17 protein-coding genes are annotated in these 26,415 nt (G+C 38.6%); 11 read left to right on the top strand and 6 right to left on the bottom strand.

The annotated features are described in order from the left end of the window. Window positions 1-281: 281 nt before the first annotated feature. Together BBW65_RS01260 and BBW65_RS01255 are read left to right on the top strand one after the other, a co-directional pair. Window positions 282-3,773, top strand: a complete 3,492-nt coding sequence (locus BBW65_RS01260) for a bifunctional proline dehydrogenase/L-glutamate gamma-semialdehyde dehydrogenase (RefSeq protein WP_066338639.1) — start codon at window positions 282-284, stop codon at window positions 3,771-3,773. Then, the gene (locus BBW65_RS01255; RefSeq protein ID WP_066338637.1) at window positions 3,766-5,526 is read left to right on the top strand and encodes a sodium:solute symporter family transporter; all 1,761 of its coding nucleotides are present in this window, start codon (window positions 3,766-3,768) and stop codon (window positions 5,524-5,526) included. Before BBW65_RS01260 ends, BBW65_RS01255 begins: the two co-directional genes overlap by 8 nt. 43 nt (window positions 5,527-5,569) lie before the next feature. On the opposite strand, the gene BBW65_RS01250 is transcribed toward BBW65_RS01255, so the two are convergent. The 4 genes from BBW65_RS01250 to BBW65_RS01235 are packed head-to-tail and all read right to left on the bottom strand — an operon-like array spanning window position 5,570 to window position 11,591. Then, window positions 5,570-7,888, bottom strand: a complete 2,319-nt coding sequence (locus BBW65_RS01250; RefSeq protein ID WP_066338631.1) for a hypothetical protein — start codon at window positions 7,886-7,888, stop codon at window positions 5,570-5,572. Between the two features lie 59 nt (window positions 7,889-7,947). Continuing rightward, window positions 7,948-9,549 (bottom strand): ABC-F family ATP-binding cassette domain-containing protein, encoded by a 1,602-nt coding sequence (locus tag BBW65_RS01245; protein ID WP_066338628.1) that lies wholly within the window; start codon window positions 9,547-9,549, stop codon window positions 7,948-7,950. A 9-nt stretch (window positions 9,550-9,558) separates the two neighbouring features. Next, window positions 9,559-10,554: a hypothetical protein gene (locus tag BBW65_RS01240; RefSeq protein WP_066338626.1), complete on the bottom strand. Its 996-nt coding sequence runs from the start codon at window positions 10,552-10,554 to the stop codon at window positions 9,559-9,561. Then, window positions 10,551-11,591 carry an autotransporter outer membrane beta-barrel domain-containing protein gene (locus tag BBW65_RS01235; protein WP_066338621.1) on the bottom strand — a complete coding sequence of 347 codons (1,041 nt, stop codon included), beginning with the start codon at window positions 11,589-11,591 and terminating at the stop codon, window positions 10,551-10,553. Before BBW65_RS01235 ends, BBW65_RS01240 begins: the two co-directional genes overlap by 4 nt. 299 nt (window positions 11,592-11,890) lie before the next feature. Here BBW65_RS01235 and ccoG point away from each other — a divergent pair, with 299 nt between their 5' ends. The 6 genes from ccoG (at window position 11,891) to BBW65_RS01205 (ending at window position 18,483) form a co-directional block, all read left to right on the top strand. Continuing rightward, window positions 11,891-13,252, top strand: a complete 1,362-nt coding sequence (ccoG, locus tag BBW65_RS01230) for a cytochrome c oxidase accessory protein CcoG (protein ID WP_066341742.1) — start codon at window positions 11,891-11,893, stop codon at window positions 13,250-13,252. Next, window positions 13,249-13,971, top strand: a complete 723-nt coding sequence (locus BBW65_RS01225) for an FkbM family methyltransferase (RefSeq protein WP_066338618.1) — start codon at window positions 13,249-13,251, stop codon at window positions 13,969-13,971. The genes ccoG and BBW65_RS01225 overlap by 4 nt, the downstream gene beginning before the upstream one ends. After that, complete coding sequence (locus tag BBW65_RS01220; protein WP_324609204.1) at window positions 13,968-15,338, top strand: mannose-1-phosphate guanylyltransferase/mannose-6-phosphate isomerase; 1,371 nt, start codon at window positions 13,968-13,970, stop codon at window positions 15,336-15,338. The genes BBW65_RS01225 and BBW65_RS01220 overlap by 4 nt, the downstream gene beginning before the upstream one ends. Next, entirely contained in the window at window positions 15,319-16,179 is an 861-nt protein-coding gene (locus BBW65_RS01215) for a DNA ligase (protein WP_083985965.1), read from the top strand. Before BBW65_RS01220 ends, BBW65_RS01215 begins: the two co-directional genes overlap by 20 nt. After that, window positions 16,176-17,285, top strand: a complete 1,110-nt coding sequence (gene gmd / locus BBW65_RS01210) for a GDP-mannose 4,6-dehydratase (RefSeq protein ID WP_066338616.1) — start codon at window positions 16,176-16,178, stop codon at window positions 17,283-17,285. Before BBW65_RS01215 ends, gmd begins: the two co-directional genes overlap by 4 nt. Window positions 17,286-17,430: 145 nt before the next feature. After that, on the top strand, window positions 17,431-18,483 hold the full coding sequence (locus BBW65_RS01205; RefSeq protein WP_083985963.1) for a toxin-antitoxin system YwqK family antitoxin: 1,053 nt from the start codon (window positions 17,431-17,433) through the stop codon (window positions 18,481-18,483). Between the two features lie 53 nt (window positions 18,484-18,536). Here the strand turns inward: BBW65_RS01205 and BBW65_RS01200 are convergent, their stop codons facing one another. Together BBW65_RS01200 and BBW65_RS01195 are read right to left on the bottom strand one after the other, a co-directional pair. Then, window positions 18,537-20,858 (bottom strand): DUF262 domain-containing protein, encoded by a 2,322-nt coding sequence (locus tag BBW65_RS01200; protein WP_066338613.1) that lies wholly within the window; start codon window positions 20,856-20,858, stop codon window positions 18,537-18,539. After that, complete coding sequence (locus BBW65_RS01195) at window positions 20,848-22,686, bottom strand: DUF262 domain-containing protein (protein WP_066338610.1); 1,839 nt, start codon at window positions 22,684-22,686, stop codon at window positions 20,848-20,850. The genes BBW65_RS01200 and BBW65_RS01195 overlap by 11 nt, the downstream gene beginning before the upstream one ends. 246 nt (window positions 22,687-22,932) lie before the next feature. Between BBW65_RS01195 and BBW65_RS08185 the strand changes: the two genes are divergently transcribed. From BBW65_RS08185 to BBW65_RS01185, 3 genes are read left to right on the top strand one after another with little or no spacing between them, the layout of a single operon-like run. Next, a complete protein-coding gene (locus tag BBW65_RS08185) occupies window positions 22,933-23,904 on the top strand; it encodes a peptide MFS transporter (RefSeq protein ID WP_456077540.1) in 972 nt (323 codons plus the stop codon). Window positions 23,905-23,920: 16 nt separating this feature from the next. After that, window positions 23,921-24,454 carry a POT-type proton-dependent oligopeptide transporter gene (locus BBW65_RS08180; RefSeq protein WP_456077539.1) on the top strand — a complete coding sequence of 178 codons (534 nt, stop codon included), beginning with the start codon at window positions 23,921-23,923 and terminating at the stop codon, window positions 24,452-24,454. A 12-nt stretch (window positions 24,455-24,466) separates the two neighbouring features. Next, the gene (locus BBW65_RS01185) at window positions 24,467-26,251 is read left to right on the top strand and encodes an aminopeptidase P family protein (RefSeq protein ID WP_066338607.1); all 1,785 of its coding nucleotides are present in this window, start codon (window positions 24,467-24,469) and stop codon (window positions 26,249-26,251) included. Window positions 26,252-26,415 lie beyond the last annotated feature (164 nt).

Below are 26,415 nucleotides of genomic sequence, written 5' to 3'. Positions count from 1 at the left end.
TCCTCCAAAATCTTGATGATTTGCAAAATAAAATTGCCATTATTCACACCTTGCTTATCTATGAAATTACGATATGTAACATTGGCTATAATCCCCTGATTATCGACTTTGCCCAATACTTTTTGGCGATTTTGTGATTATTTTATTTTTACTTTTGGTAAAAGCAAAGTTTGCCATTTTTGTTTTTTTGTAGCGAGGGATAAAAATTTTGATACGATGAATGACACTTGGTAGTTCATCTGAACTCTAAAGATTAAGACAAGAATACAAGGAGGAAAGTGATGAATAATGCAGATTATTCAAACCCTAGTGTTGCCCAAGCGATTAAACTTGCAGAGCAACTCCAAAACCAAATCACACAAAACATCTCACAAGCAGAAAAAGAATTCCACACCAAAATGCAAAAGCTTCTCAAAGAGCCAAAAAGCAAGGTGATGCTTATTGAGTTGCTTGATCGTGGCTTTAGGACCAAAAATCCAGAGGCAAGTTTTGATTTGATTCATTCTATCCTTGATAAATACGGCGTTGCAGATTTTTTCACTCCTTTTGAAAAATTTCTACTCCTTGCCTTTCTCAAGCTAGGAAAATATATGCCTAGCGTGAGTATTCCCTTTTTTATTTCGCGTATTCGTTCTGATTCGCGTAATATGATTTTGGATGCCAATCCTTCCAAACTCCAATCTCATATCCAAGCAAGGGGTGAAGAGGGGATCATTATCAATATCAATCTTATTGGTGAAGAAGTGCTAGGAGAAGAAGAAGCTCAATATCGTATCGACAAATACAAAGAGGCGATTTGCTCCTCTTATATCACCTATCTTTCAATCAAGGTGACGACTATTTTTAGTCAAATCAATATTATCGATTTTGAATTCTCCAAAAAAGAAGTTGTCCAAAGACTAAAAGAACTCTATGCCCTAGCCCAAAGCGAATCCAAAAGGCAAAATGTTGCGAAATTTATCAATCTTGATATGGAAGAGTTTCGCGATTTGGAATTGACCGTTTATTCTTTTATGGAGGCGATTTCTGATTTCAAAGATTTGGAAGCGGGTATTGTGCTTCAAGCTTATATTCCTGATTCTTTTGAGTATCTCAAAATCCTTCACGCTTTCTCCAAACAAAGAGTGCTTGATGGAGGCAAACCTATCAAGATTCGTTTTGTCAAGGGGGCTAATATGGAAACAGAGGAAAATATTGCCTCGCAAAAAGAATGGGCTCTCCCCACATTCAAAAGAAAAGTCGAAACCGACTCTAACTACAAAAAAATGCTTCATTTTATTTTGCAAGATGATAACTACAAATACATTCATATCGGTATTGCAAGTCACAATCTTTTTGAAATCGCTTATGCTTATACTCAAATCAAAGAACATCAAGCAGAGCAATACTTTACATTTGAAATGCTAGAGGGAATGAGTCCTCAAGCTTGCAAAGAACTCAAAGCAATGCACCAGTTGATTTTGTATGCACCAGTGTGTGATGATGAGCATTTCAACAATGCAATTGCTTATCTTGTAAGACGCTTTGATGAAAACACAAGTGAATATAACTTTATGCGTCATTTTTTCAATATCAGAGTTGGAGATGCGAGGTGGGAGGAGCAAAAGCAAATCTTCCTTTCTTCTATCGAGGGGATTTCTCATCTTGACAATCACACAAGACGCACCCAAAATCGACTTGATGAAAAAGAAAAACATCTTGATACATTTGTCAATGAAGCTGATACAGATTTTATTCTTCCTGCCAATAGAAAATGGGCTGAGCAAATCAAAGAGCGATTTTCTTCATTCACCCAAGAGGACATTTATCCTATCGCCGGTGAAAAACTAGAGGGAGGCGAAAAGCTCACATTGCTAAATCGCAAAAATCAATCTCCAATCGCCTCAGTATATTTAGCCTCACAGCAAGATATACAAAAAGCTTTTGAAGTAGCCAAAAACAGCTCTTTTTCACAAACTCCATTTGCAGAAATCGCAAAGCTTTTGAGGAAAACCGCAGAAGTGATGAGAAAAAGACGAGGGGAGCTCCTTGGGATCGCTGCACTAGAAGTAGGAAAAACATTTTTAGAGCTTGATGCTGAAGTGAGTGAAGCAATCGACTTTTTGGAGTTTTACCCCTACTCTCTAGAGGTTTTGCAAAAACAAAATCCACTCACCACCTTTGAGCCCAAAGGAATTGTTGCTACTATCTCACCTTGGAATTTTCCTATCGGTATTCCAGTAGGCACAATCGCTGCCCCACTTACTGCAGGTAACAAAGTGATTTTCAAACCCTCTAGTCTTGCCCCCATCACAGGTTATAAACTTTGTGAATGCTTTTGGGAGGCAGGGTTTTCTAAAGATGCTTTGATTTATCTTCCATCAAAAGGTTCTGAATTTTGCCAACATCTTCTCACAAAAGATGAGGTTAATTTGTGCGTGCTTACAGGGGGAGAAGAAACTGCCTATGCTATTTTGAAAGCCAATCCAAAATTACTTTTGAGTGCTGAAACGGGAGGTAAAAATGCCACTATCGTTACAAAAGCTGCAGATAGAGATCAAGCGATCAAAAATGTCGTCCATTCTGCCTTTTCAAACTCTGGGCAAAAATGTTCTGCTACTTCGCTTTTGATCCTTGAACAAGAAGTGTATGAAGATGAAAATTTCAAAAAAACTCTCAAAGATGCAGCAGAGTCTCTTAATGTCGGAGATCCTTTCGAGTTTAAAAACAAGATTGCCTATTTGGCTGATAAACCTAGCGATAAACTCACAAAGGCTCTAAACTCTCTTTCTCCTCACGAATATTGGCTTCTTGCACCAAAGTTCATCGATGATAATCCATACTCAATGGCTCCGGCGATCAAATATGGGACAAAAGAGGGAGATTTCACACATACAACAGAGCTTTTTGCACCTGTGCTTAGCGTAATGTGTGCTAAAGATCTTGCTCACGCTATCAAGATTGCAAATGCCACCGGTTATGGACTTACAGGAGGGCTAGAATCATTAGATGAGAGAGAGTGGGAATATTATCTTGAGCATATTGAAGTAGGAAATGTGTATATCAACAAGCCGACAACCGGAGCTATCGTGCTTAGACAGCCCTTTGGAGGAATGAAAAAAAGTGCGATTGGTTTTGGGCGTAAGGTAGGATGCTTCAATTACATCACGCAATTTTTAAATCTCACACAAGAGAAAAATGAAGATTTAAATAATCAATCAAGGTTTATTTCTGATCTCAAAGAGATTGCCATCGATTCAGATACCAAAGAGCAACTTATCGCAAATGCCAAAAGCTATCTCCACCATTATCAGAATGAGTTTGCCAAAAAACAAGAGTTTGTCAAGGTTAGAGGAGAGCATAACTACTTTGTCTATAAGAGTATCAATAACCTACTCTATCGCATTGAAGATGATTCAGATATTGATATTTTGAGCGTTGTGGTGGCGTGTTTTATCACTCAAGTGCATCTAACCTTGAGCTTCCAAAAAACACATTCTCTCAAGACTTTGATTCAACAACACTTTCCACAAGTGCAAATTCTTGAGGAAGACACTCAAGATGTGGTGAATAGAATTAGATTTTTTGAAAGGATCCGTTATTCTGGAAAAAATCAAGAAATCTATCAAAAAGCCGCAGATGAGGCTAAGATCATTATCAGAGAGAAGCCACTCTGTAATGGTCGCTTTGAGCTTTTGTATTATTTCAATGAACAAGCTCAAAGCATTTCTTTCCATCGTTATGGAAATTTAGGAGCACAAGCTCTAAAACAACAAGGAGGACAAAATGGTTGAAATAGTTTCTATTAGTGGACCCATTCTCATTACTTTTATTTTGTATTCAGTTTTGATGTTGGGTATAGGTTTGTATTTTTATAAGCAAAATAAGACAACTCAAGATTATTTCTTGGGAGGACGCTCGGTAGGTCCTGTGGTTTCTGCCCTTTCTGCTGGGGCTTCGGATATGAGTGCTTGGTTGCTTTTGGGACTTCCCGGAGCATTGTTTATTGGTGGAGTGATTGAGATTTATATTGCCATTGGTTTGACAATAGGTGCATCGATTAATTGGATTCTTGTTGCAAAAAGGCTAAGAATCTATACAAGTGTGATAGGCGATTGTATTACAATCCCTGATTTTTTTGAAACACGCTTCAGCGATGATAGTCACACTCTAAGATTGATTAGTGCGATTGTGATTTTGATTTTCTTCACCCTTTATATTTCAAGTGGACTTGTAGGAGGAGCAAAACTCTTTGAAGCTACTTTTGGTTTGGAATATGAGTATGCTCTCACAATTGGGACGGCTATCATCGTGGCTTATACTTTTCTTGGAGGGTATAAAGCAGTTTGTTGGACAGATATGATTCAAGGCATTTTGATGATGTCTGCTCTTATTGTCTTGAGCCTAGTAATGCTTGATAAAATAGGTGGGTTTGGTGAGGTAAAAAAATACATTCAGCAATCAGATACTGCCAAAACAGCACTTGTGCAAATTCAAAAAGAAATCCCTCAGATTCAGGCAGGTATCCACCAAAACCCTCAAGCAAGTATCGCAAAACTCGGAGCAGTGATTGAAGCACTCAAAGAATCAAAAGACACTAATTTTGGAGATAAAAGTGCAGGAGAACTCGCAATCTTGCTAGAAAATCAACAAAATCTTATTGCCAAAGATCCTCAAGCTTCAACTCAAGAGCTTTATGCGATTTTGGATTTGATCCAAGATACAAAAGTCAAAACTTCAAACCGTCTAGATCTAATCAATGTTAGTTTTTGGGGTTTGATTTCCACTCTTGCGTGGGGATTGGGATATTTTGGTCAGCCTCATATTTTGGTGCGTTTTATGTCCATTAGTTCTGTGAGAGTAATCCCAACAGCAACAACCGTGGGGATCTCTTGGATGGTGATCAGCCTAGTTGCCTCTTGTTTGATCGGTATTCTAGGGATTGCCTATATCAACAAATTTGATCTTTCTTTGCAAGATCCTGAAAAAATATTCATTGTAATGAGCCAAATACTCTTCAATCCTTGGGTTGCAGGAATCTTGCTCAGTGCGATTTTGGCAGCTATTATGAGCACAGCAAGCTCTCAATTGCTTGTTTCTAGCTCTACAATTGTGCAGGATTTTTATTGCAATATATTCAAGAAAGAACTGCCTGAAAAAGTCGTGATGATTGTTAGCCGTATCAGTGTGCTAATCGTTTCAGTTGTTGCATTCTTGCTCTCCATTGACAAAACCTCTGGTGTACTTGCGATTGTTTCGTATGCTTGGGCAGGATTTGGAGCGAGTTTTGGAAGTGTGATTGTGTTCTCACTCTTCTGGTCTAGAATGACAAGAATGGGTGCGATTGCAGGAATGGTGACAGGAGCTGTGATGGTGATCCTTTACAAAAACTTCCTCAATGACTTTTTCCCAATCTATGAAATCGTCCCGGGCTTTGTCGCTGCAAGTATCGCTATCGTTGTTGTGAGCCTCATGCAACCTGTGAGAGAGGGGACAAAACAAGCATTCAATGCTATGCTCAAAGAATGCGAAAAACCACAAGTGTGAGAGGATTTCCCCTCACACCCCCCCCCCTACTCAAATCATCTCCCTAAAATCGATAACTGACCGAAGTGCCAATACCCCCAGAGTAGAGATTTTCTATAGCAAAAGTGCTTTTGAAAAACGCCTCGATAGCAACATTGACTTCAGAAGTAAGATAGTATTGACTTGCTAGATTGATTTGTAAAGCTTGTTGATAAAAACTATCAAATTTCAGCGTGTGATTCCTAAAAGACATTGCTATATCTTGGGATTGGATTGTCGGAACTTGATACTTTATCCCAAAAGAAATATCAAGCATTTCGCCATATTTGTAGCTCCCCTCAACCCCCAATGCAAAATCCATTTGATAGATTTGTTGTGAGGCTATTTCAAAATCTTGAGATTTGGCTCTAGGAATCATATAGATTTCTTGATTGATTCCTAAATATGGTTTGAGTGCAAAAGATAGAGGTAAATCAAAGCGATAACCTGCCTGCAAATCCAAATAGATTTGATGTAAGGAGTGCTTGAGACTTGCTTCATCACTATCTAGAGTTCTGATTTTTATACTCTGTGCATAATTTGTCAAAGATGTAGCATAGCCCAAATGCATTTGCAAATCAACATTTGCAATCGGCGTATAAAGCAACCCTCCATCCAAAGCAAAATGATGGCTACTATCTTGAAAACTCGCTTCAAGCATTCCCCCATCGACATAGGATTGTATAGAATCTGCATAGCCATAAGCCACTTGCAATATTGGAGACAAGAGACCATATTCCGTCTCTTGATTGTGCTGATATGCCAATCTCAATCCTCCAAAACTGCCACTCACCCCACCCCCAACGCCCTCTGCAAAAATCCCCAATGTCAAATCACTTTGGTTTGTGGGAGTGTGCATTTGATCTTTGAGCATTGAAGTCAATAAAAATGGGACGCTCATCAAATGTGAGTGCATTTTTTGGTTGAGGGCATTCAAATCTGTCCTAAGTTTGGGAGCGTCAAATACTCCAAGCTCTAGGATTTGCTTCCCTCCCAAAGCTTGAAAAATAGCATTTTGGTTGAAAGTAAGGGTTTGGGTGAAATCAGCAAGGGGATCACTGGGTGTAGGAGGGATAGGTGGTTTGGGTGGCTCAGGGGGTGCTTCATATACTAATGATATTTTGCCATTCCATATTCCTTGCGGATCATACAGAATCTCTGTTGCTGTGAAATTAGAATTGGTATTGATAAATGAAATATTTTGATTCGTTACTCCTGTAATTCCCCCTTTTACAAGTTGATACTCACCACTTTGTTTTGCATCTTTTAAATCTACTTGGACTATTCCTTCTTGATTCTTAAGATCGCCTATGAAACTCCCTATATTGCCACTATGGAAGCCAAAGATGAGTGTGCTACCTTTTTTGTTTTGTAATTCTTTTGCATTAAGTGTCCCACCATAAATGCTAATGCTAGATTTTTGAGCATTGGCTATCTCTCCAGCAACACTATCGCCACCTTCTTGAGAAACAATATTTCCATCTACTTTCATACTGCCACCCTTAAGCAAGAGATTGCCTCCTCCTCCAAAAGGTGGATCTAAGAATATATCTACGATTGTATTTCCATCTGTTTTGGCTTGTCCTCCATTATGCAAATTCCCAGTAATGCGAATGTTTCCATTGTTGCCAATAATGTGAGATTGACTTGTGGCTATTCCTATGTTGCTTCCAATATTATAAACATCTCCTTGAAATTTGATATTGCCACCATTATTTTGCAGTTTTCGTTGGATTCTAATCGTTCCTATTTCTATATTGAGTTCAGATTGATTTTCTAGTTGGATCAGTCCATTGTGGATAAAAAATGATCCATTGGAAAAACTTGCAGTTGCACCGGAGGCTAAATTAAGTTGTGTATCATTTGCAAATCTAACTTTTGAGCTTTTCCCATAATCTGTGCCTTGAGGATTGATTTTTTCTCCACTTAGGATAACTGCAAAAGTCCCCTTTTTTTCAACATTGACTCTACTTCGCTCAATTGTTAGTGTATGAGCATTCATAAGTGCAAATTGTATGCCCCCACCAATGGTAAAACCCCCAGAATAATAGGTTGCTGAACCTTCTTTAAAAGGAACGGGATATTTTACCTGCAAAGTATAGCTTCCTGAGCCATTGATAGCCAAAGAGGGATTTCTTTGATAGCCTATAGTAGTAACCTCACGCCCATTTTCCGTAGTTGTATTGTTGCTAGATGGTGTAATAGTGTCTATTCTATTACCATGTAGCGTAATACTTGTGGGCAAATTAGAATCTTGCCAATCTTGTGCTGACAAAAACACGCACAAAAGAGGGGCGATAAGCAGACTTTGGCTAGGGTTTGATCTTCTAGCGATTTGTCTCATCTAAGCTCCTCTTGCTATATTATCAACACTTGAGATCCTATCTCCCGCTCCACCCTGCACTATTTGTTTTGCTCCAAATACTCCTCATAAGTCCCACGAAAATCAACCACCTCTGCCCCATTTTCCCCAAACTTGAGTTCGATGATTCGATTGGCATACGCATCAATCAGCTCCCTATCGTGGCTTACGCAAATCACATTGCCATTGAAACGATAAAGTGCCTCTCCCAATGCAATAATGCTCTCCAAATCCAAATGGTTTGCTGGCTCATCAAGCACCAAAAAATTCCCACCCTCAAGCATCAAACGACTTAGCATCATTCTATGCTTCTCCCCACCGCTCAAAGCACTCACGCTCTTTTCTTGCTCTTCCCCGCTAAAGAGCATTCTGCCAAGATTGGAGCGGATCTCCCCACTCTCTGCTTTTTTGTCAAAACTTCTAAGCCACTCATACAGACTCTCCTCCCCCTCAATCTCCTCGCTTACATTTTGAGGGAAATATCCTCTCTGAGTCGTCGCTCCCCACTTCACGCTTCCGCTATCAGGCTGAAGCTCTTCTACCAAAATCTTACACAAAGTGCTTTTGCCAACGCCATTTGCACCAATAAGGGCGATTTTGTCATTGGGCAAAATTTTGAGATTGAGATTTTGCAAAACTTGCTTATCCCCATAAGCCTTGCTGATCCCCTCGCACTCCAAAGCCTCGTTGCCAATCGTGCGTTTGGGTTTGAAAACAATGCTTGGATCGCGTCTTGAGCTTACTGCTAGAGATTGAATATCTAGTTTTTCAAGTTGCTTTTGGCGTGAGGTGGCTTGTTTTGCCTTACTCGCATTGGCAGAAAATCTAGTGATAAAGTTCTCTAGCTCTTCTTTCTCTTTGAGTTTTTTATTGCGTTCTGCTTCTTGTTGCTTGGCAATGAGAGTTGAAGCGATATACCAATCATCATAGTTGCCACTAAACTCCCTCACCCCACCAAAATCCACATCTAAAATATGGGTGCAAACTTCATTGAGGAAATGGCGATCGTGGCTGATGACTACCATTGTCCCCTCGTGTCGCTTGAGATTCTCCTCAAGCCAAGCGATAGAGTGTAGATCTAGATTGTTTGTCGGCTCATCCAAAAACAAAATATCTGGTTTTGGAAATAGCACTTGAGCAAGTAGAATCTTGAATTTGTCTCCGCCTGTGATTGTGCTCATTTTTTCATCTTGACACTCTGTGTCAAACCCCAAATCTTGCAAAATTTTCTCAATCACTACATCATATTCATACATCGGATCTTCTTCTGCACAAATCATCTCTAGTTCCCCCAAACGCTCATTGACTTTCTCATCGCTCAAATCTGCTTCCATATAAAGTCTCTCTTTTTCTTTGACTGCATCATATAGGCGTTTGTTGCCGATTAGCACTGCATCTTTGAGACTTAAGTCCTCAAAAGCATACTGATTTTGCCCAAGCACTCCAAGTCTAGCATTGGGGTTGATGATGATTTCCCCACTACTTGCCTCATATTCTCCGCTCAAGATTTTGAGCAATGTCGATTTTCCAGCTCCATTTGCCCCAATCAGCCCATAGCGTTTCCCACTATCTAGCTTGAGATTGACATTTTCAAAAAGTTTTTTTGTCGCATAACGCATTGATAGATTGATAGTTTGTAACATTTTTTCTCCTTATTTCAAATCGGTATTCGGAAGTTTTTTGAGCTGAAGTTTGGGATATTTCATCTTCAAATCCGGCACCTCACCCCAAGACATTCTGATACCCACACCCAAATACCCTGCGAAGTTGAACGCATCCAGCTCAGCATAGGTGTATAGATTGGAATCTTTAGTCACTGCAAAATTGTAGATAAATCCTCCAAACAAATCAAATGAAGTTTGAGATAATCTCTCTTGATTGATTTGATTTTGATAGTTGATGTAGAGAGCCCCACCGATTCTATAAGTCATCTCTGTCCTAAGGGTGACTTTGATTTCATGACGCTCATCAATCACACGCCCAACACCCAAAGTCGCCCCAAGATTGATCGGAATGTATGGATCCATCGCGTGTTTGATCAATGATTTGCCATAATGGAAACTCACCTCACTATCCCACAAAAACCCCACCCCAACATCTTCAGACAAATCTATAAACACACCCTCATCAAACCAAAAGCGTTTGTGGTTTTCTATATCCAAAAGCCATATTCCATAGTGATTGAATATGTTGTGTGGCGACCAAAAGCTTTGCACCCATTTCACAGACACCCCAAGAGTATAGTCCTGTGGAGTTTTCCACATCACAGCTCCACCGAGCCCATATCCTTTGCTATTGGCATTGTCTGAAGTGGTTTGTATCGTCCGATAATGCCCACTCACATCAAACCCAACCACCAAAGTCGAATCCTCCAATGCAAAAGTGCCATCAAACCCAATCAATGGAATCAAACCAAAATAATCATCTTTGGCACCGATGAAGGTGTGTTTGTAAGCCAAGTTTGCCAACCCCCATGCGCGTTGCCCATCCAGACTCCAAAAACGCATTTGCTCGAAATGCACCCTCTGCATTTTGCGTTCAAAATTGACCTGATGCACGCGGCTTTGCAGTATGGATTGCGTATAAACATCCGCCCACACAAGCTGAGCCAAAAGGCTTGTGATGATCAGTGGCTTGAGGGGTTTCATTGTCTATCCTGACTATTCCAATCAAGATCGCTTCCCACATTGAGCCGATGTGTGTTGGTGCGTCCAAAACTCACACGCATTCCCAAAGCGATCGCATAAGGTTCATTGAACTGCCCCCAAAAACTACTATGGTAGTGTGCATAAAAACGGAGATAATCATTGAGGGTGAAATCTGATTCTACAAATACCCCCAAACGCACATCGTGCATTTTGGATTTGCTCACAAGACCGGGGATCTCGATCTTGCCACCATTTTGATAGTCATACCCTAGCACCAAACCTCCCCTCACCCCTCCAAAGCATCCTTTGCCATCAAACTCTTTGCCCACCGCGATAGAGGCATTGAGACCAAAAGGCACATAGCCGTATGCTTGAGCTTCCATCGAGGAAACAAGAGCGTCCAAAGAGGAGAGATACCCACTTTGCAACTGCAAACTTGGCTCTATAAACATAAAGCTCTCATCCAACCCATACACAAGCTCAAACTTCTGCCCAGCCTCCAAAGCTAGATAAAAATTGGTGCTTCCCAGCTCTATATCATTGAAGTTTAAGGGGGCTTGTGTGAGGTTGTATTGTGTGAAAGAATAATAAAGCCTAGCGATTCCATCAAGATAGAATCGATTGCCTTGATGATAGCTCACATACGCTGACAAACCATAGGCTTGTGTATCCCCTCTGTTTTGCAGGATTGCCCCATTTGCAAGATACACATCAAACATCCCACCAAAATACAATCTAGAATCACCTATGGGTGCATAAGTGTCATATCCCATCATCACTTGATTGTATGAGGTTTGATTGGTTTGGAATGAATTATACGCCTCCAAACGCCCCACACCAAACGCATCGGCAACCCAAAGATTGTTGTTCAAAGTCCCTTTTCTCAACTCCCCCAAACGCGTAAATGCAGAAACATTGGAGGTTTTGTAAGTCATTGTTTGTGTTTGAAATAGGCTAAAGAGCATTTCTCTAGGCAAATCCTCAGCACACACAAAACTTGAAAACACAATGATTTGGCTTAAATGCCTACCTTTCAAATCACATTCCTTCATATAACTTCAGAAGCTGTAATTCTATCAATATTTTCTCACTTCCAAAAATATTAGCAGATGTTCAATACCTTTGGGCTTCAAATTACATCAAACACCATAAGCTATTTTGGGGTTTGTGTGGCACAGGCACGGATTTGGGTATCTCAATCTTGGCTTACTCCCCCACTCTGCCACTTGCCCCCAAATCATCAACGATCGCCACAGGTTTTCTTGAAAATATTTCCACAAAAAAACTTATAGTGTCTATAATTCCGCTTCAATATCAATCAAATGGAGTTTTGGCAATGAGTTATCGTATCAAACGCTATTGGGTTTATAGCATTATCGCTTTTTGTGTCATTTTGATGCCTTTTGTCCATATCAATGGCAATCAAATCTTTCTTCTGTCTTTTGATCATCAAGAGTTGCACCTGCTAGGGAAAGTCTTCAGCGTGCAGCAATTGCAGGTTTTGCCCTTTCTTGTCATTCTCCTTTTTGTTGGAATCTTCTTTGCCACCACTCTTTTGGGGCGTGTTTGGTGTGGTTGGGCGTGTCCTCAGACGATCTTTCGCGTCATTTATCGCGATCTTTTGCAGTCCAAACTTCTTGGCTTGAGAAAAATCAACAACAAGCAAAAATCTGAAAGTCTTGAAACCCTCAATCAAAAACTAAAAAATCTTTTTGCTATTTTCCTCATCACGCTCTGCACCTTTAGTGCAAGTGCTGTTTTGCTTTTTTATTTTGTCCCACCAAGTGATTTTTTCGCTTATCTCAAAAACCCTCAAGAACATCTAGTTTTGCTAGGTTTTTGGCTAGGCATTGGGCTGTTTTTCACAATCGATATTGTTTTGATACAGGAGAATTTTTGCACCTATGTTTGCCCATACTGCCGTGTGCAAAGTGTGCTTTTTGATGATGATACGCAAAATGTCATCTACAATCAGAATCGTGGGGGAGCGATCTATGACACAAACCTCCACAAAATCCCCACACCACTCAAATCACGCGAGAGTCAAGCTGAATGTATAGAATGCCAAAAATGCGTCAAAGTATGCCCCACCCACATTGATATTCGTGCAGGAATGCAGCTAGAGTGTATCAACTGCTTGGAGTGTGCAGACGCCTGTAGTAGCGTGATGGCAAAATTCAACAAAACAAGCCTCATCACTTGGACGAGCCAAAATGCTATTGTTTCTGATTCCAAAGTGCGTTATCTGCGTCCAAAAATCATCGGATATGTTTTTGTTTTGGCACTTGCTATCGGACTTGCGATTTTTATGGGAGGCAGAGGGAGCAGTCTGATCCTCAATATCACACACGCAACCTCTCTCTACACCCACCAAAGCAATGGAATCATCACAAATGAATATATCGTTTTGGCACAAAATGAGAGCAAAGAAGCCGATGATTTCAAGCTTGAAATCATCAAATCTCCAGATATCTCGATACTCAAGCCCACCCAAACCATCTCTATACAAGGCGATCACCAAAAACGATTTGTTTTGGTTCTAGCACATCAACAAACAAGCACCGCCACCACTCAAGCCCAAACGCGTAATATCCCGATTACGATTCGGCTCACATCCACCAAAAACCCTGAAGTTTTTGTTGAAAAAAAGACATTTTTCGTCTATCCTATTGAAACTCAAAATAAAGGAAAACAATGAAGGCAATGATTAAAAAAATTCCTTTTGCCCAGCAAGGATATAGAATATTTAGAAATTTATTTGCACTTTATAGCAGCTCGTCTTATTCGCAAGAGGGTGAAGATTTGATTTTGAAGCGTATTTTTGAGGGGCAGAAGAGAGGGTTTTATGTCGATATTGGAGCACATCACCCTTATAGATTCTCCAACACTTTTTTGTTTTACAAGCAAGGTTGGAATGGAATCAACATCGACGCTATGCCCAATTCTATGCGACTTTTCAAACTTTTGCGACCACGAGATATCAATATCGAATCTCCGATTGGAAAAGATCAAGAAAGCTTGCAATACTTCTCTTTTAACGAGCCTGCACTCAATACCTTTGATCAAACTAGAGTGGAAAAAATCTTGCAAAATCCTTCCTACAAACTCCTTAAAACCTATACCTTAAAAATCAATTCTTTGGACAAAATCCTATCTCAACATATAAAAAACGATCGAAAAATTGATTTTATGTCCATTGATGTAGAGGGACTGGATTTGGAAGTTTTGCAATCTAATGATTGGACAAAATACCGCCCCAAAATACTGCTCGTAGAAAAATTATCTACAGATAGCAGGGGGGGGGGGATACAGGAAATCCTCTCTTCTCCTCTCCACTCTTTTTTGGAAAGTCAGCAGTATGAATTTTTTGCAAAAACTTTCAATACTTTATTTTTTAAAGATAAGGAACAGATGTGATTAAGATATTTATTCTTTGTGGGGGTTCTGGCACTAGGCTTTGGCCCATTTCACGCACGGATTTGCCCAAACAATTTGCTCCGCTTTTTGGCAAGATGACTCTTTTTCAAAAAACTCTACTTAGAGCACAAACAGCAGTGGAGGCTTTGGGTTTGGAAGCACAGATTTGCGTCTCTACCAACAAAGAGCATTATTTTTTGGCTAAGCAACAAGCTCAAGAGATCGGCGTAGAAATCTCTCAATTTTTGCTTGAAGATGAGGGGCGTGATAGTGCGGCGGCTTTGATACTTGGTGCTTTGTCCTCGCAAGAGCTCCTCCTAGCACTTCCAAGCGATCATATCATCAATGACAATGAAGCATTTGCCCAAAATCTCAAAGAGGCACTAGAGCTCGCTTCCCAAAACCGCATCGTGACTTTTGGTATCAAGCCCACCTCCCCACACACAGGTTATGGCTATATCCACGCCAAAGCACAGGAGGTTTTGGGATTTTATGAAAAACCCAACCTCCAAACAGCACAACAATACCTCCAAAGTGGAGAATATTTTTTTAATAGTGGAATGTTTTGCTTCCAAACAAAGTGTTTTTTGCAAGAGTGCCAAACCCACGCACCCACACTACTCCAACAATGCCAAACAATCTACAATCAAGCAAAAAGACAAGAAGACTCCATCAGTCTGCAAATGCGTGGAGTGGAAAAAATCAGTATCGATTATGCACTGATGGAAAAAAGCTCCTCTCTTGCAATGGTGGAAGCAGACTTTGACTGGAATGATGTCGGAAACTTCCAAGCACTTCAAGATGAGTTTCCGTGCGATAGCAACGAAAATGCTAGCAACACTCAGATTTTTGCCAAAGACGCTCATCAAAACTTCGTTTTGGCTGACAAACCCGTTTCACTCATCGGGACACAAAACCTTGTAGTTGTGGATACCAAAGACGCATTGCTCATCACCACACAAAACAAAGCACAAGAAGTCAAAGAGATTGTGGAGCAAATCAAAGACACCCCAATCGTCAAAGAAAGCCCCATCACCCATCGCCCTTGGGGGAGCTATGAGGTTTTGGAAGAAACGCGATTCTACAAAATCAAAAAAATCATCGTCAAGCCCCACAAACGCCTAAGTCTCCAGAAACATTTTCACCGCAATGAGCATTGGATCGTTGTGAGTGGATCTGCTCTTGTCACCAATGGAGATGAGGAGATGTTTTTGCACAGCAATCAATCCACCTACATTCCGATGGGTTCGCCCCACCGCCTCGCCAATCCGGGCAAAATCGATCTAGTTCTGATTGAAGTGCAAATGGGCGAATATGTCGGAGAAGATGATATTGTGAGGCTTGAAGATGATTTTGCGCGTATTTAGGTTTTTTGTATGCTTCATACTTGCTACGCCCTACACTCTTTGTGCGTTTGAGTTACTCCAACTCGCCCCATTTGATCCCAAAGTCATCGAAAACGCCCCACAAAATTATCTATGGAGTGAGAAACTTGATGGTATGCGTGCCTATTGGGACGGCAAACATCTCTATAGCAAAACTGGGCGTTTGCTTGACGCCCCTGCGTTTTTTGTCCAAGGGTTCCCTCCGTTTGCCATAGATGGAGAGCTATGGAGCAAAAGAGGCGATTTTGAAAACATTGTCTCTATCATCAAATCTCAAGGCAAAAAACTTCAATGGCGGGATTTGAGATTCTATATCTTTGAAGTCCCTCACCAAAAAGGCGGTCTCCTTGAGCGTATCGGCGTTTTGCAACAATACCTATCCCAACATTCAGCCCCATACATCGCAATCATTCCTCAGCATTCTTTCAAAGATTTGCAGGAATTGCACTCTGTGCTAGAAGAGATTGTGGCTCAAGGTGGAGAGGGGATCGTTTTGCGTGATAAGCATACGCCCTACTATACGAAGCGCAACAAGCTAGCGATGAAAATGAAAAAATTTCAGGATAAAGAATGTAAAATACTCTCTTACATCAAAGGAGAAGGTAGATTTCAAAACCAAGTTGGGGCTTTGCTTTGTCAAGATGATCAAAAAATCTTCAAGATCGGTAGCGGGATGAGTGATGAGTTTAGGAAAAATCCTCCACCCATCGGCACTATCATCACTTACAAATACTTTGGATTCACCAAAAATGGTGTGCCCAAATACCCCACAATGCTTAGGATCTATCCTGACTTCACTTCCACAAACAAGGAGAAACAATGAAAAAAGCACTGATTACCGGAATCACAGGGCAAGATGGTGCCTATCTAGCTGAATTTTTGCTCAACAAAAACTACGAAGTGCATGGAATCAAAAGAAGAAGCTCACTTTTCAACACCGATCGTATCGATCACCTCTATCAAGATCCTCACGAAGCAAATCGTAGATTTCATTTGCACCACGGAGATCTCACAGATAGCACAAACCTTATCCGTATCGTCCAAGAAGTGCAACCCGATGAGATTTACAACCTTGCAGCGATGAGTCATGTCGCTGTGAGTTTTGAGGAGCCTGAGTATGTCGCCAACGCAGATGGTGTGGGGACATTGCGACTGCTAGAGGCGATTAGAATCTTGGGGCTTGAGAACAAAACCAAAATCTATCAAGCTTCCACAAGTGAGCTGTATGGATTGGTGCAGGAAGTGCCACAAAGTGAGAAAACTCCATTCTACCCTCGCTCTCCCTATGCGTGTGCCAAACTCTATTCTTATTGGATCACTATCAATTATCGAGAGGCTTATAATATCTTTGCTTGTAATGGCATTTTGTTCAACCACGAGAGCCCTATCCGCGGAGAAACTTTTGTCACAAGAAAGATCACAAGAGCTGTCGCAAAAATCGCTCTAGGACTGCAAGACAAACTCTATCTTGGCAATCTATCTGCCAAACGCGATTGGGGACACGCCAAAGACTATGTTCAGGCGATGTGGCTGATTTTGCAACAAGAAAAACCTCAAGATTTTTGTATCGCCACAGGGATTAGCACTGAAGTGCGTGAGTTTGTCAAAATGGCGTTCAAATATGTCGGAGCTGAAATCGAGTTTCAAGGAGAGGGCGTAGATGAAAAAGGCTATATTGCTTCCTCTAGCAGTCAATTCCCATTGCCGATAGGCAAAGAAGTCATCGCAGTTTCCCCCAAATATTTCCGCCCCACAGAAGTGGATTTTTTGCTAGGTGATCCTAGCAAAGCCCAAAAAGAATTGGGCTGGACACCACAATACAATCTTGAAATGCTCGTAGAAGATATGATGCAATCTGACTTGAAGCTGATGCAAAAAGACGCATACCTCAAGCAAGGTGGCTATGAGATCTTGCGATATTTCGAATAATCAAACTTCAAACTATCGATTGGGCATACCAAACACTGGCTTTGCCCAACACATACCTATCGATCATTTCAGAATCTTTGGCAAAGCAAAGGTGCTTTTGGATTAACATTGCAGATCCATTTGACAATAAATTTAAGGAGTTGATATGCTGTTGGATTTTTTGGATGATATAGAATTGGAGCAATTTGAGATACGATTCCAGCTCATTGTGCAAGAGTGCAGAAAATTAAACTTTCATATGCTTGATGAAGTGCAAGAGATCTATTGTAATGAGGAGCTACATAAAATCCCTTTCAAAAATGGCAAATGCAATGGAGTGGCACAAATCTATTATGGAAATAAAAAATTGGGGTGGGAGGCTTTTTATAAAAATGATAAGCGTGAGGGGTTTGAGAAGATTTATTATCCCAAAAGTGGAAAATTGAGACAGGAATTTTTTCGCAAAAACGATAGACGCAATGGCATAGCCAAAACATTCTATGAAAATGGAAAGTTAAGGAGAGAAGTCTTTTACAAAAAAAGCAAGAAAGATGGAGTAGAAAAAAATTACTACGAAAATGGGGTTTTGGCAAGTGAGATTTTCTACAAAAACGACAAAAAAGATGGCATCCAAAAACATTATGATAAAAATGGAGTATTGGAATTTCAAGCATTCTACAAAAACGACAAAATCATAGAAGGGGTGCAAAAAGTGTTTCATAATGGAGAGCTAAGGTTTGTGATTCCTTACAAAGATGGCTTACCCAATGGCATAGAAAAGCGATACCGCGGCGAAGAAATATTGGTCGCAGAAACTTTTTACAAAAACGGCAAACGCGAGGGAATAAGCAAACTCTACCACGGCAATGGAAAGCTAAGGGGTGAAATATTCTATAAAAATGACAAGATTGAGGGCATAGCAAAAAGATTCCACGAAAATGGAGCATTAGCCGTAGAAACCTTTTACAAAAATGACAAACGCAAGGGGTTAGAAAGAGGCTACTACAACAATGGAAAATCAAAAAGTGAAATTCCTTACAAAAATAACAAGATTGATGGCATAGCAAAAGGCTATGATGAAAATGGAGATCTACTCTTTGAGCTTGAATATAAGGCAGGAGAACTGATAAGTGGTAAGCATAGAGGCAGAGCAATAACACAAAAGAAGCTTGAAGAAATTAACAGAGGCTTTGATATAGCTTTTTCAATTTGTAAATAATCCCTTTGGAATAGAATCTACAAAGAAAGATTAAAGCTAATAGGCTTTGGCTATTAGCTTAGCGTTAAATGCTTAGAATAGTATTCCTCATAATTGCGATTTATCGTGTTTGTGTTTATTTCATCTTGGAATTTTTCCAAAAGAATTTCTTTGAATTCTTTGAAAAGATTGTTGTATTCAAGTTCAAATTTCTTGTTTCCAATTTCAATAGTATTGTTTTCAATATCACAAACAACATTCTCGCCTTTTAGCGTAAAATGTGGCTTTCCACTTTTTTCCGAATATTTATAGCCACTGATACTATTTTCTCCACAAACCTTTTTGCAAAAATGATAAAACGCATAATTCAATAAATCACGGATTTTCTTCAAATTTTCCACTCTTTTCCTTGCCCCCATTAGTAATTCAATTCTATAGTAATACCACTCTCCTTCTCGATCATAAGTTATAAACTTTATGCGTCCAGAAGCTATAAATTTAAACATCTCTTCTTCACTTATCATCAGTTGTTCCCACCAAGATTTTTCTGACAAAACACAACCTTTAATTATTGCTTCAAGCCCTAATTTAATCTTGTCGATAGTAAAGTTTTGTCCATTGATATAATTTGATAGTTTCTCTAGTAGAATTTTAAAAGCCTCAGTTGGCTTACGCTTGCCTCCATAATTTCCACTTAAAATCCAATGCCAATCTTGTCTATCCTCATAATTCAAATGCTTGCAACTTCCATAAAAGCTATTTGATGATTTACAAAAACCATAATCCTCTATACTCAACAAAGCTCTTTGAAAAAGAGGGAGATTGTTTTCAAGAAAATCTTTACTCAAAATTAACATTGTGATTTCGGCATATTGCTTAAATATCTCTAATTTTTTATTTGCTTTATCTGCATATTCTTTTGCTTTTTCATCTGCAAAATCAATCAAGAATTTTACGCGTCCGATTAAACTTGGGTGATCACTTGTCTTATCTAAGATACTCTCCCAATCATTTTCCCCCTTGCGACTTTCTACTATTAATTCAGCTTTACGCACCTCATTGTCATAAATTTTTTTATAAAACTTTTTGTCATCTTCAAATGTATAAGCCGATTCGGGTTTTTTTAAGACTCCATAAATATTTGTGGTATTGACAGAGCTAGAGAGATGTTTGAAAAGCTTGTAGAGTAGTTTGATATTTGGTGTTGCTGAAGGGCGGTTCTCGATAAAATGCCTAGAAACTCTCAAATAATCTATAAGATTATCTTCAATTACCCCATCTACACTTTTGATTTTCTCGACATAGCAAAGCAGTGAAATGAAATAGCATATTTCTACTTCATTCAAACCATTCTGTCCATCAAAAAAACTCGATGTTTTAGGTTTTAACAATAAATCCATTTTTTTATTATCTTTAAATGATTCACAAAGTGCAATAAGGTTATCGAGCAATTGTATATTGCCACACTCTTTTAATGGAGCATAATACTTCTCTTCTACTGGGCGATTTGGCTTAGAAATCCAATCTTTTAGAATCTGCTCTTTATCATCTTGCAAATTTTCTAGACAAAAAAACAATGTCGCATAATGCAAAAAATTCCTTCCTCTAATATCAAAAGTTTCTGGTTTCTTAGAATCAAAAAAATAATCACTCCATTGTGTATCTATGCGACCAAGCAACGCTATATCAGAGATGTCTTTTTCAAAAAATGCCTTAAGATTCTCATATTTGCTGAGCTGTTTCCCTCTAGCATTCATTTTGATATATAGCTCTTCTCCCAAAGCAAACTCACCCATATCAAATACACTAAATGTGATGTTTTCTAGGTTGTCAATCAAAACTTCAATGTCTTTATCACACTTTTTGATTTTCTCATTAATCCAATCTAACATATTGAGCATTGCTTTGATTGTTGCATCATTATGCAAATCTTCTGCTTCGACAAACTCGCTTCCCTTAGCTCTAATTGCTTCGCTTATGCTTTTTGATCCCGTATCAAAATCTTTCTCAAGCAAATTTTTACAAAAAAGACTAGAACTTTCACGCACACTATAAGAAAAATTTTTAAGCCATTCGTTATGATCAATCTGATTTTCTTTATCGTTTTTGTCTTTTTTGTAAAGCAAAAGATGTAATAGCCATAGCGTAGTCATCCTTTGCTGTCCATCAATCAAATAGAATCCATTGTCTTTTTGATAGCCATAGATAAAATCAATGTGCAACTTGCCATTTCCTTTCAAAACCTCAAAAATAGCATTCAAAAAACTTTGTGCGATATGCTTTTGAGATGTCCTACCTTGTGCATAGTCCCTCTGAAGTGGTGGAATCCTCACTTGGCATTCTTTTTTTAGCAAATCATCAAGCCATGTTTTGAGTGTATATTTTTTATTTTTCATTATTTTCCTCCGTATCATTTAGATATTTGGATACCAAATCTTTGATATATTGTTTATATGCCTCTCTATCTGTTTTAGAAAAGAAATCTTTGGTGGAATAGTCAAGCCCCTCTATACTTTTATCAAACACTTTTTGAGTCAAAATAGGGATAAATTTATTTCCCCTAGCTAACTCCTCAATTTTTTTGCGTTTTTCACTAAAGATATGATTACCAAGACTTGAATTTGAACTTCTATCTAACAAAGTGAGATTAGATATTTCATTCAGACTTAGGTTATTTTTGAAATATTCATCTATCTTATTAAATATTTCATCATCTTTTAAATCTTTGTTGCTTATCTCTTTTTTGCCGTTGATCTTGTCTATGTATTTTTCAATATCACTGATTAGTGGGTTATCCTCCTCTATTTCTTTTATATACCTCTTAACTTCTTTTTCTAGCCATTTTATTACTTCGTCTTTCCCTTCTTTCGCAATCTTATTTTTGATACTTTGTGATTTTTGTGCGTGGATATGTTCCAAACTCCATTGCTCCAATACAAACCGATTAAACTCAAAATACTTGTTGCTTTGATTTGAAATCTCTAAATTACACAACAAGAGAATCTGTTTGATTTCATCTGAGTTTTCATAATAATTAAGCTCATCAAGATAATCAAGTTTCTTATCAAGTTTTAGTTTTTTCTTTTCGATAAAATTTTGTATTTTTTTAGCTAGTAATTTTCTGATTTCCTCAAGTAAAACTTCAGCAAATTGCTCTTTGCTTAATTCTGCTTTCTCTTCCCAAAGTTTATAAACTTCACTAAGAGGTAATTTTAAATATGTCAAAAACCCAAGATAATGAAAAATTTCTCTATCTATTTTTTGATTTGTTTGGTTATTAGAAGCAAAACCTTCCAAATTACGCACACATCTCTCTAATTCTTCCCATTTGTTATCAAGTGTGATGTTGTTATTCTTGCCATTATAAATTTCATAAAAATAATCAAAAAGATTTACTTTAGATTTTTTAGATTTTTGATCATACGCAATAGCCTTGAGATAAACCTCCATTCTTTGAATATCATCTTTCAAAACAGGTTCTTTGCCTCTAACTCTTTCAATATCATTTTCTGAAATAGGGCTTAATACACAATATCTAAAATCATTATCTGCTCTTGCTCTTTTTTCTTTTTCATACCAGAATCTTGCTCGATCTTTCACATCTATATCTTCTCTTGAAAGCAAAAACAAGGCTTTGATATTTTCACTCTCACGCAATGGGATTTTGCCAATATTGAGACGCAAAAATACATTGATTTCATCTTCATCTTCTCCGATTTCATACCACAAAACCTTGCAGTGCTTTTTTAATGTGTCTAGAAATTCAACTTCGTCAATCCCTCCAAAAGCGTCTTTTATGGTGTCGTAAGCTTGAACAAAATGATAAAAATCTATATTTCCTGCTCTCTCTTTTGGTGTTTTTGCTATTTTTTTCAAAAAATCAGAACTATCCTTGCGAGTTTCATATTCAATTTTAAACAAAGCTTCTTCTTTTTCTTCTTTTTCTTCTTTCAAAAAACGCTCTATCAAAAAAATCGTTGTCAATCTTTGCTGTCCATCAATGACGCGATAAGTTTCTCCATCTTTTTTCACAACGATAGGTTGTAAGCAGTAGTAATCCCCATCTTGTTTATGTTGATGAAAATCCCAAATATCCTCAATCAAAGCTTTGACTTCATTGACACCCCATCTATAGCCCCTTTGATAATGAGGGACGAAAAATTTTTTGTCCTCAAGCTCTCCAATACTTCTCAAAATCGTTTGTGGATTGTTTGAATCTGCCATAACCTCTCCATTTGAATCAAAAATAATCGTATTTATACCACACCTTTATACCACACCAAACCTTATAGGACATCCACTCTCCCCCACCCTCGCTCATTGCAAAGCTTTCATCCATCAAGCAAGTTTCAAAACAAATAGAATTTCTCAAGCCACAGATACGATTTTACAAATCTTTGATTTGTAATTTCAAATGATTTTTTGGTATCATAAAGACAGGAGGGCGAATAACGATATAAGGAGGAAGTGATGGATAAAAAAATAAATCCTACAGATCTAGATTCTTCTTTTTTGGGACATCCTAAACCATTGATGAGTTTATCCTTAACAGAGGTTTGGGAGAGGTTTTCGTTTTATGGAATCAGACCTCTTTTGATTCTGTTTATGATTGCAGTGATTGAGAAAGGTGGGCTAGGATTTGACAGACCTACAGCAAGTGCTATTGTGGGAATCTTTGGAGGTTCGCTTTATTTAGCCGCTTTACCCGGAGGCTTTTTGGCAGATAGATGGTTAGGGCAAAAGAAAGCAACTTTTATAGGTGCGGTTTTGATTGCTTTTGGACATCTAAGCATTGCACTTGCGATATTTCATACCACTATGTTTTTTATAGGCTTGGTATTGATAGTCATTGGAACAGGACTTTTTAAACCTTGTGCATCTATTATGGTGGGAATGTTATACAAAGATGGGGATCCAAGAAGGGATTCGGGCTTCACCATATTTTATATGGGTATCAATTTGGGTGCTTTTATTGCTCCACTTATATGCGGATCTATCCAACAGCAATATGGTTGGCATTTGGGATTTGGCGCTGGTGGAATAGGAATGCTAATCGCGTTAATCATCTTTTATTTCAAAACAATTCCAGATTTTAGGGAGTTTGGAGAAAAAGTAGGTTTGGATAAAAGTTGGGAAAAACCTGTTAATAAAAAGGAAGGCTTGGGACTCATCGTGTTTATCGTTGCAATTTTCATCGCTGTTTTTATAGCATTATGTGTCACAGGTGTGATTTCTCTCAATCCAACTACCATAGCACAAAGAATGGTTGTGTTTATTTCTTTGGGTGCATTGCTCTATTTTCTCTATCTCTTTTTTCTAGCAGGGTTAAATAGCGAGGAAAAAAAGAGTTTGATTGTTTTTTTGGTTTTGTTTATTGCATCTGCATTTTTCTGGTCTACTTTTGAACAACAACCAACATCTTTTAACCTTTTTTGCACATGATTACACAGATAGGATAGTGTTTGGTTGGGAAATTCCTACAGCTTGGTTTCAGTCTGTCAATGCGTTATTTATCATCATATTTGCACCCATTGCTGGGTATTTTTGGATACTTCTTGCCAAGAAAAATATGGAATGTGGCAGTATCACTAAATTTGCCTTAGGTTTGGCATTGGCTGGCGTTAGCTTTTTGATTATGATGCTTGCATCTTATGTAGTTTTGGGTGGAGTTGAGAAAGTCTCTCCTCTATGGATTGTGACAAGTCTTTTATTCTTAACTTTTGGTGAATTGGCTTTGAGTCCGATAGGATTATCTTTGATGACACAAATCGCTCCTAGAATAATTAGAGGGCAAGTTATGGGGCTTTGGTTTGTATCTATTTCTTTGGGTAATGTAGTTGCAGGACTTGTTGGTGGAGAAGTGGAAGCAGACAAATTAGAATCATTGCCATCTGTGTTTGGGCAATCTGTTGTGATTTTATTCACCATCGCTGTGATTTTATTTCTGATCAGAAAGCCTTTGAACAAAATCGCAAAACAACGAAGCGAATAGAAAGGATAAAAGATGAATCTTTATACACAACGCTTAAACGCCTTGCGTGTAGAAATGGAAAAATCAAATGTTGATGTGTATTTGGTGCTAACTTCTGATCCACATCTATCAGAATATTTGCCAGATTTTTGGAAAAGTAGGCAATGGCTAAGTGGCTTTAGTGGTTCTCAAGGCTCTCTTGTGATAACAAAGGATTATGCAGCCCTTTGGGCAGATGGCAGATATTGGCTACAAGCCGAAAAAGAATTAAGTGGGAGTGGCATAGAATTACAAAAGCAAAATGCTAGCAACACCTACACACAATGGCTAGAAAATAATCTTTTAGAAGGACAAACATTGGCTACTGATTTTAGGGTGTTGCCTCTTTTTGCCTTAGAAAATTTGCGTGAAAAATTAGAGCATAAGCATATCAAGATAACACATCAAGACTTTATTACAAGTTTGTGGAATGATCGCCCTATATTGCCCAAATCCCTTGTATATGAGCATATTCAAGCTCCACATAGCAGAGCAGAAAAACTCTCCAAAGTGCGAGAGAAAATGCGTGAATATGGCACAGATTATCATTTTATCACAACGCTTGATGATATCACTTGGATAACCAATCTAAGAGGCAGTGATGTTTCCTACAATCCAGTATTTCTTGCCTTTTTGTTAATCTCTTATGATGAGGTGCTTTTGTTTGCAGATGTTTCAAAGTTTTCTGAAGCATTGATAGAAAAATTGCAACAAGAAAACATCAAGCTTCTACCCTATGAAGCTGTAGAAAAAACATTAGAATCTTTGAAAGACAAGCATATCTTATTAGATAGCAACAAAATGACTGCACATCTAGCAAATATCGCAGAAAAACATAATGTCCTAGTCAAAGAGGACAATCCAAGCCAATTACTCAAAGCATGTAAAAGCAAAAAAGAAATAGAGGATATACAAGAGGCTATGCGACACGATGGTGTCGCACTTTGCAATTTTTTTGCGTGGCTAGAGGAGGCATTAGAAGCCAAAGAATTGCTTAGTGAATTAGATATTGACAAAAAGCTAACCTATTTTAGGGCTAAAAGCCCACTTTATATTTCAGATAGTTTTGCAACCATAGCAGGATTTAATGCTAATGGAGCACAGCCTCATTATCGGGCTACACAAGAGCAGTTTGCATATTTGCAAGGTCAAGGACTTCTGCTCATTGATTCTGGAGGGCAATATACCAAAGGCACGACAGATATTACTCGTGTTGTGCCTATTGGGGAGCCAAGCAAAGAGCAAAAGAGGGATTATACCCTTGTGCTAAAGGCTCATATTGCTCTAGCTTCTAGTGCTTTTCCCATAGATATTCCTATGCCACTTTTAGATTCTATTACCCGATCTGCACTTTGGAAAGAACAAATCAATTATATTCACGGCACAGGGCATGGCGTAGGGTATTTTCTCAATGTGCATGAGGGTCCCCAAGTGATTTCTTACTTTGCCCCCCCTCTCCCTAGGACACAAGCCAAAATAGGAATGATAAGTTCCATTGAACCCGGAATCTATCGTGCAGGGAAATGGGGTGTGAGACTAGAAAATCTTGTGGCAAATCAAAAAGTAGAAAATCCCAAAGAAAAAGACTTTGGCGAATTTTTATACTTTGAGACATTAACCCTTTGTCCTTTTGAGATTTCTTGTATTGACACTACGCTTTTAAGTGAAAGTGAAAAGACATGGCTAAATCAATACCATAATAAAGTGCTTCAAGAATTAGGAGATAGAGTAGAGGGAAAAGCAAAGGCATGGTTAGAAAAAAAGGCAGTTTCTCTGTAGATTTTTGGCTAAAACATTTCTTTTTGGCACCAAAGATAAACAAACTCAACCCCAATTCCTCACCACTTCAAAAAGCAAGCTTGTCGAAATCTAAAAGATGTCATTGCAGTGCAATGCGTTAGCAGACTTGCTTGGGACATTGGGGAGGTGTTAAGGGAGACAGG

The sequence above is a fragment of the Helicobacter enhydrae genome (genome assembly GCF_001693335.1).
In the GTDB taxonomy this organism is placed as follows: Bacteria; Campylobacterota; Campylobacteria; order Campylobacterales; family Helicobacteraceae; genus Helicobacter_G; species Helicobacter_G enhydrae.
Note: the sequence above shows the minus strand (reverse complement) of the source record. Positions and strands in the feature narration are given on the sequence as shown.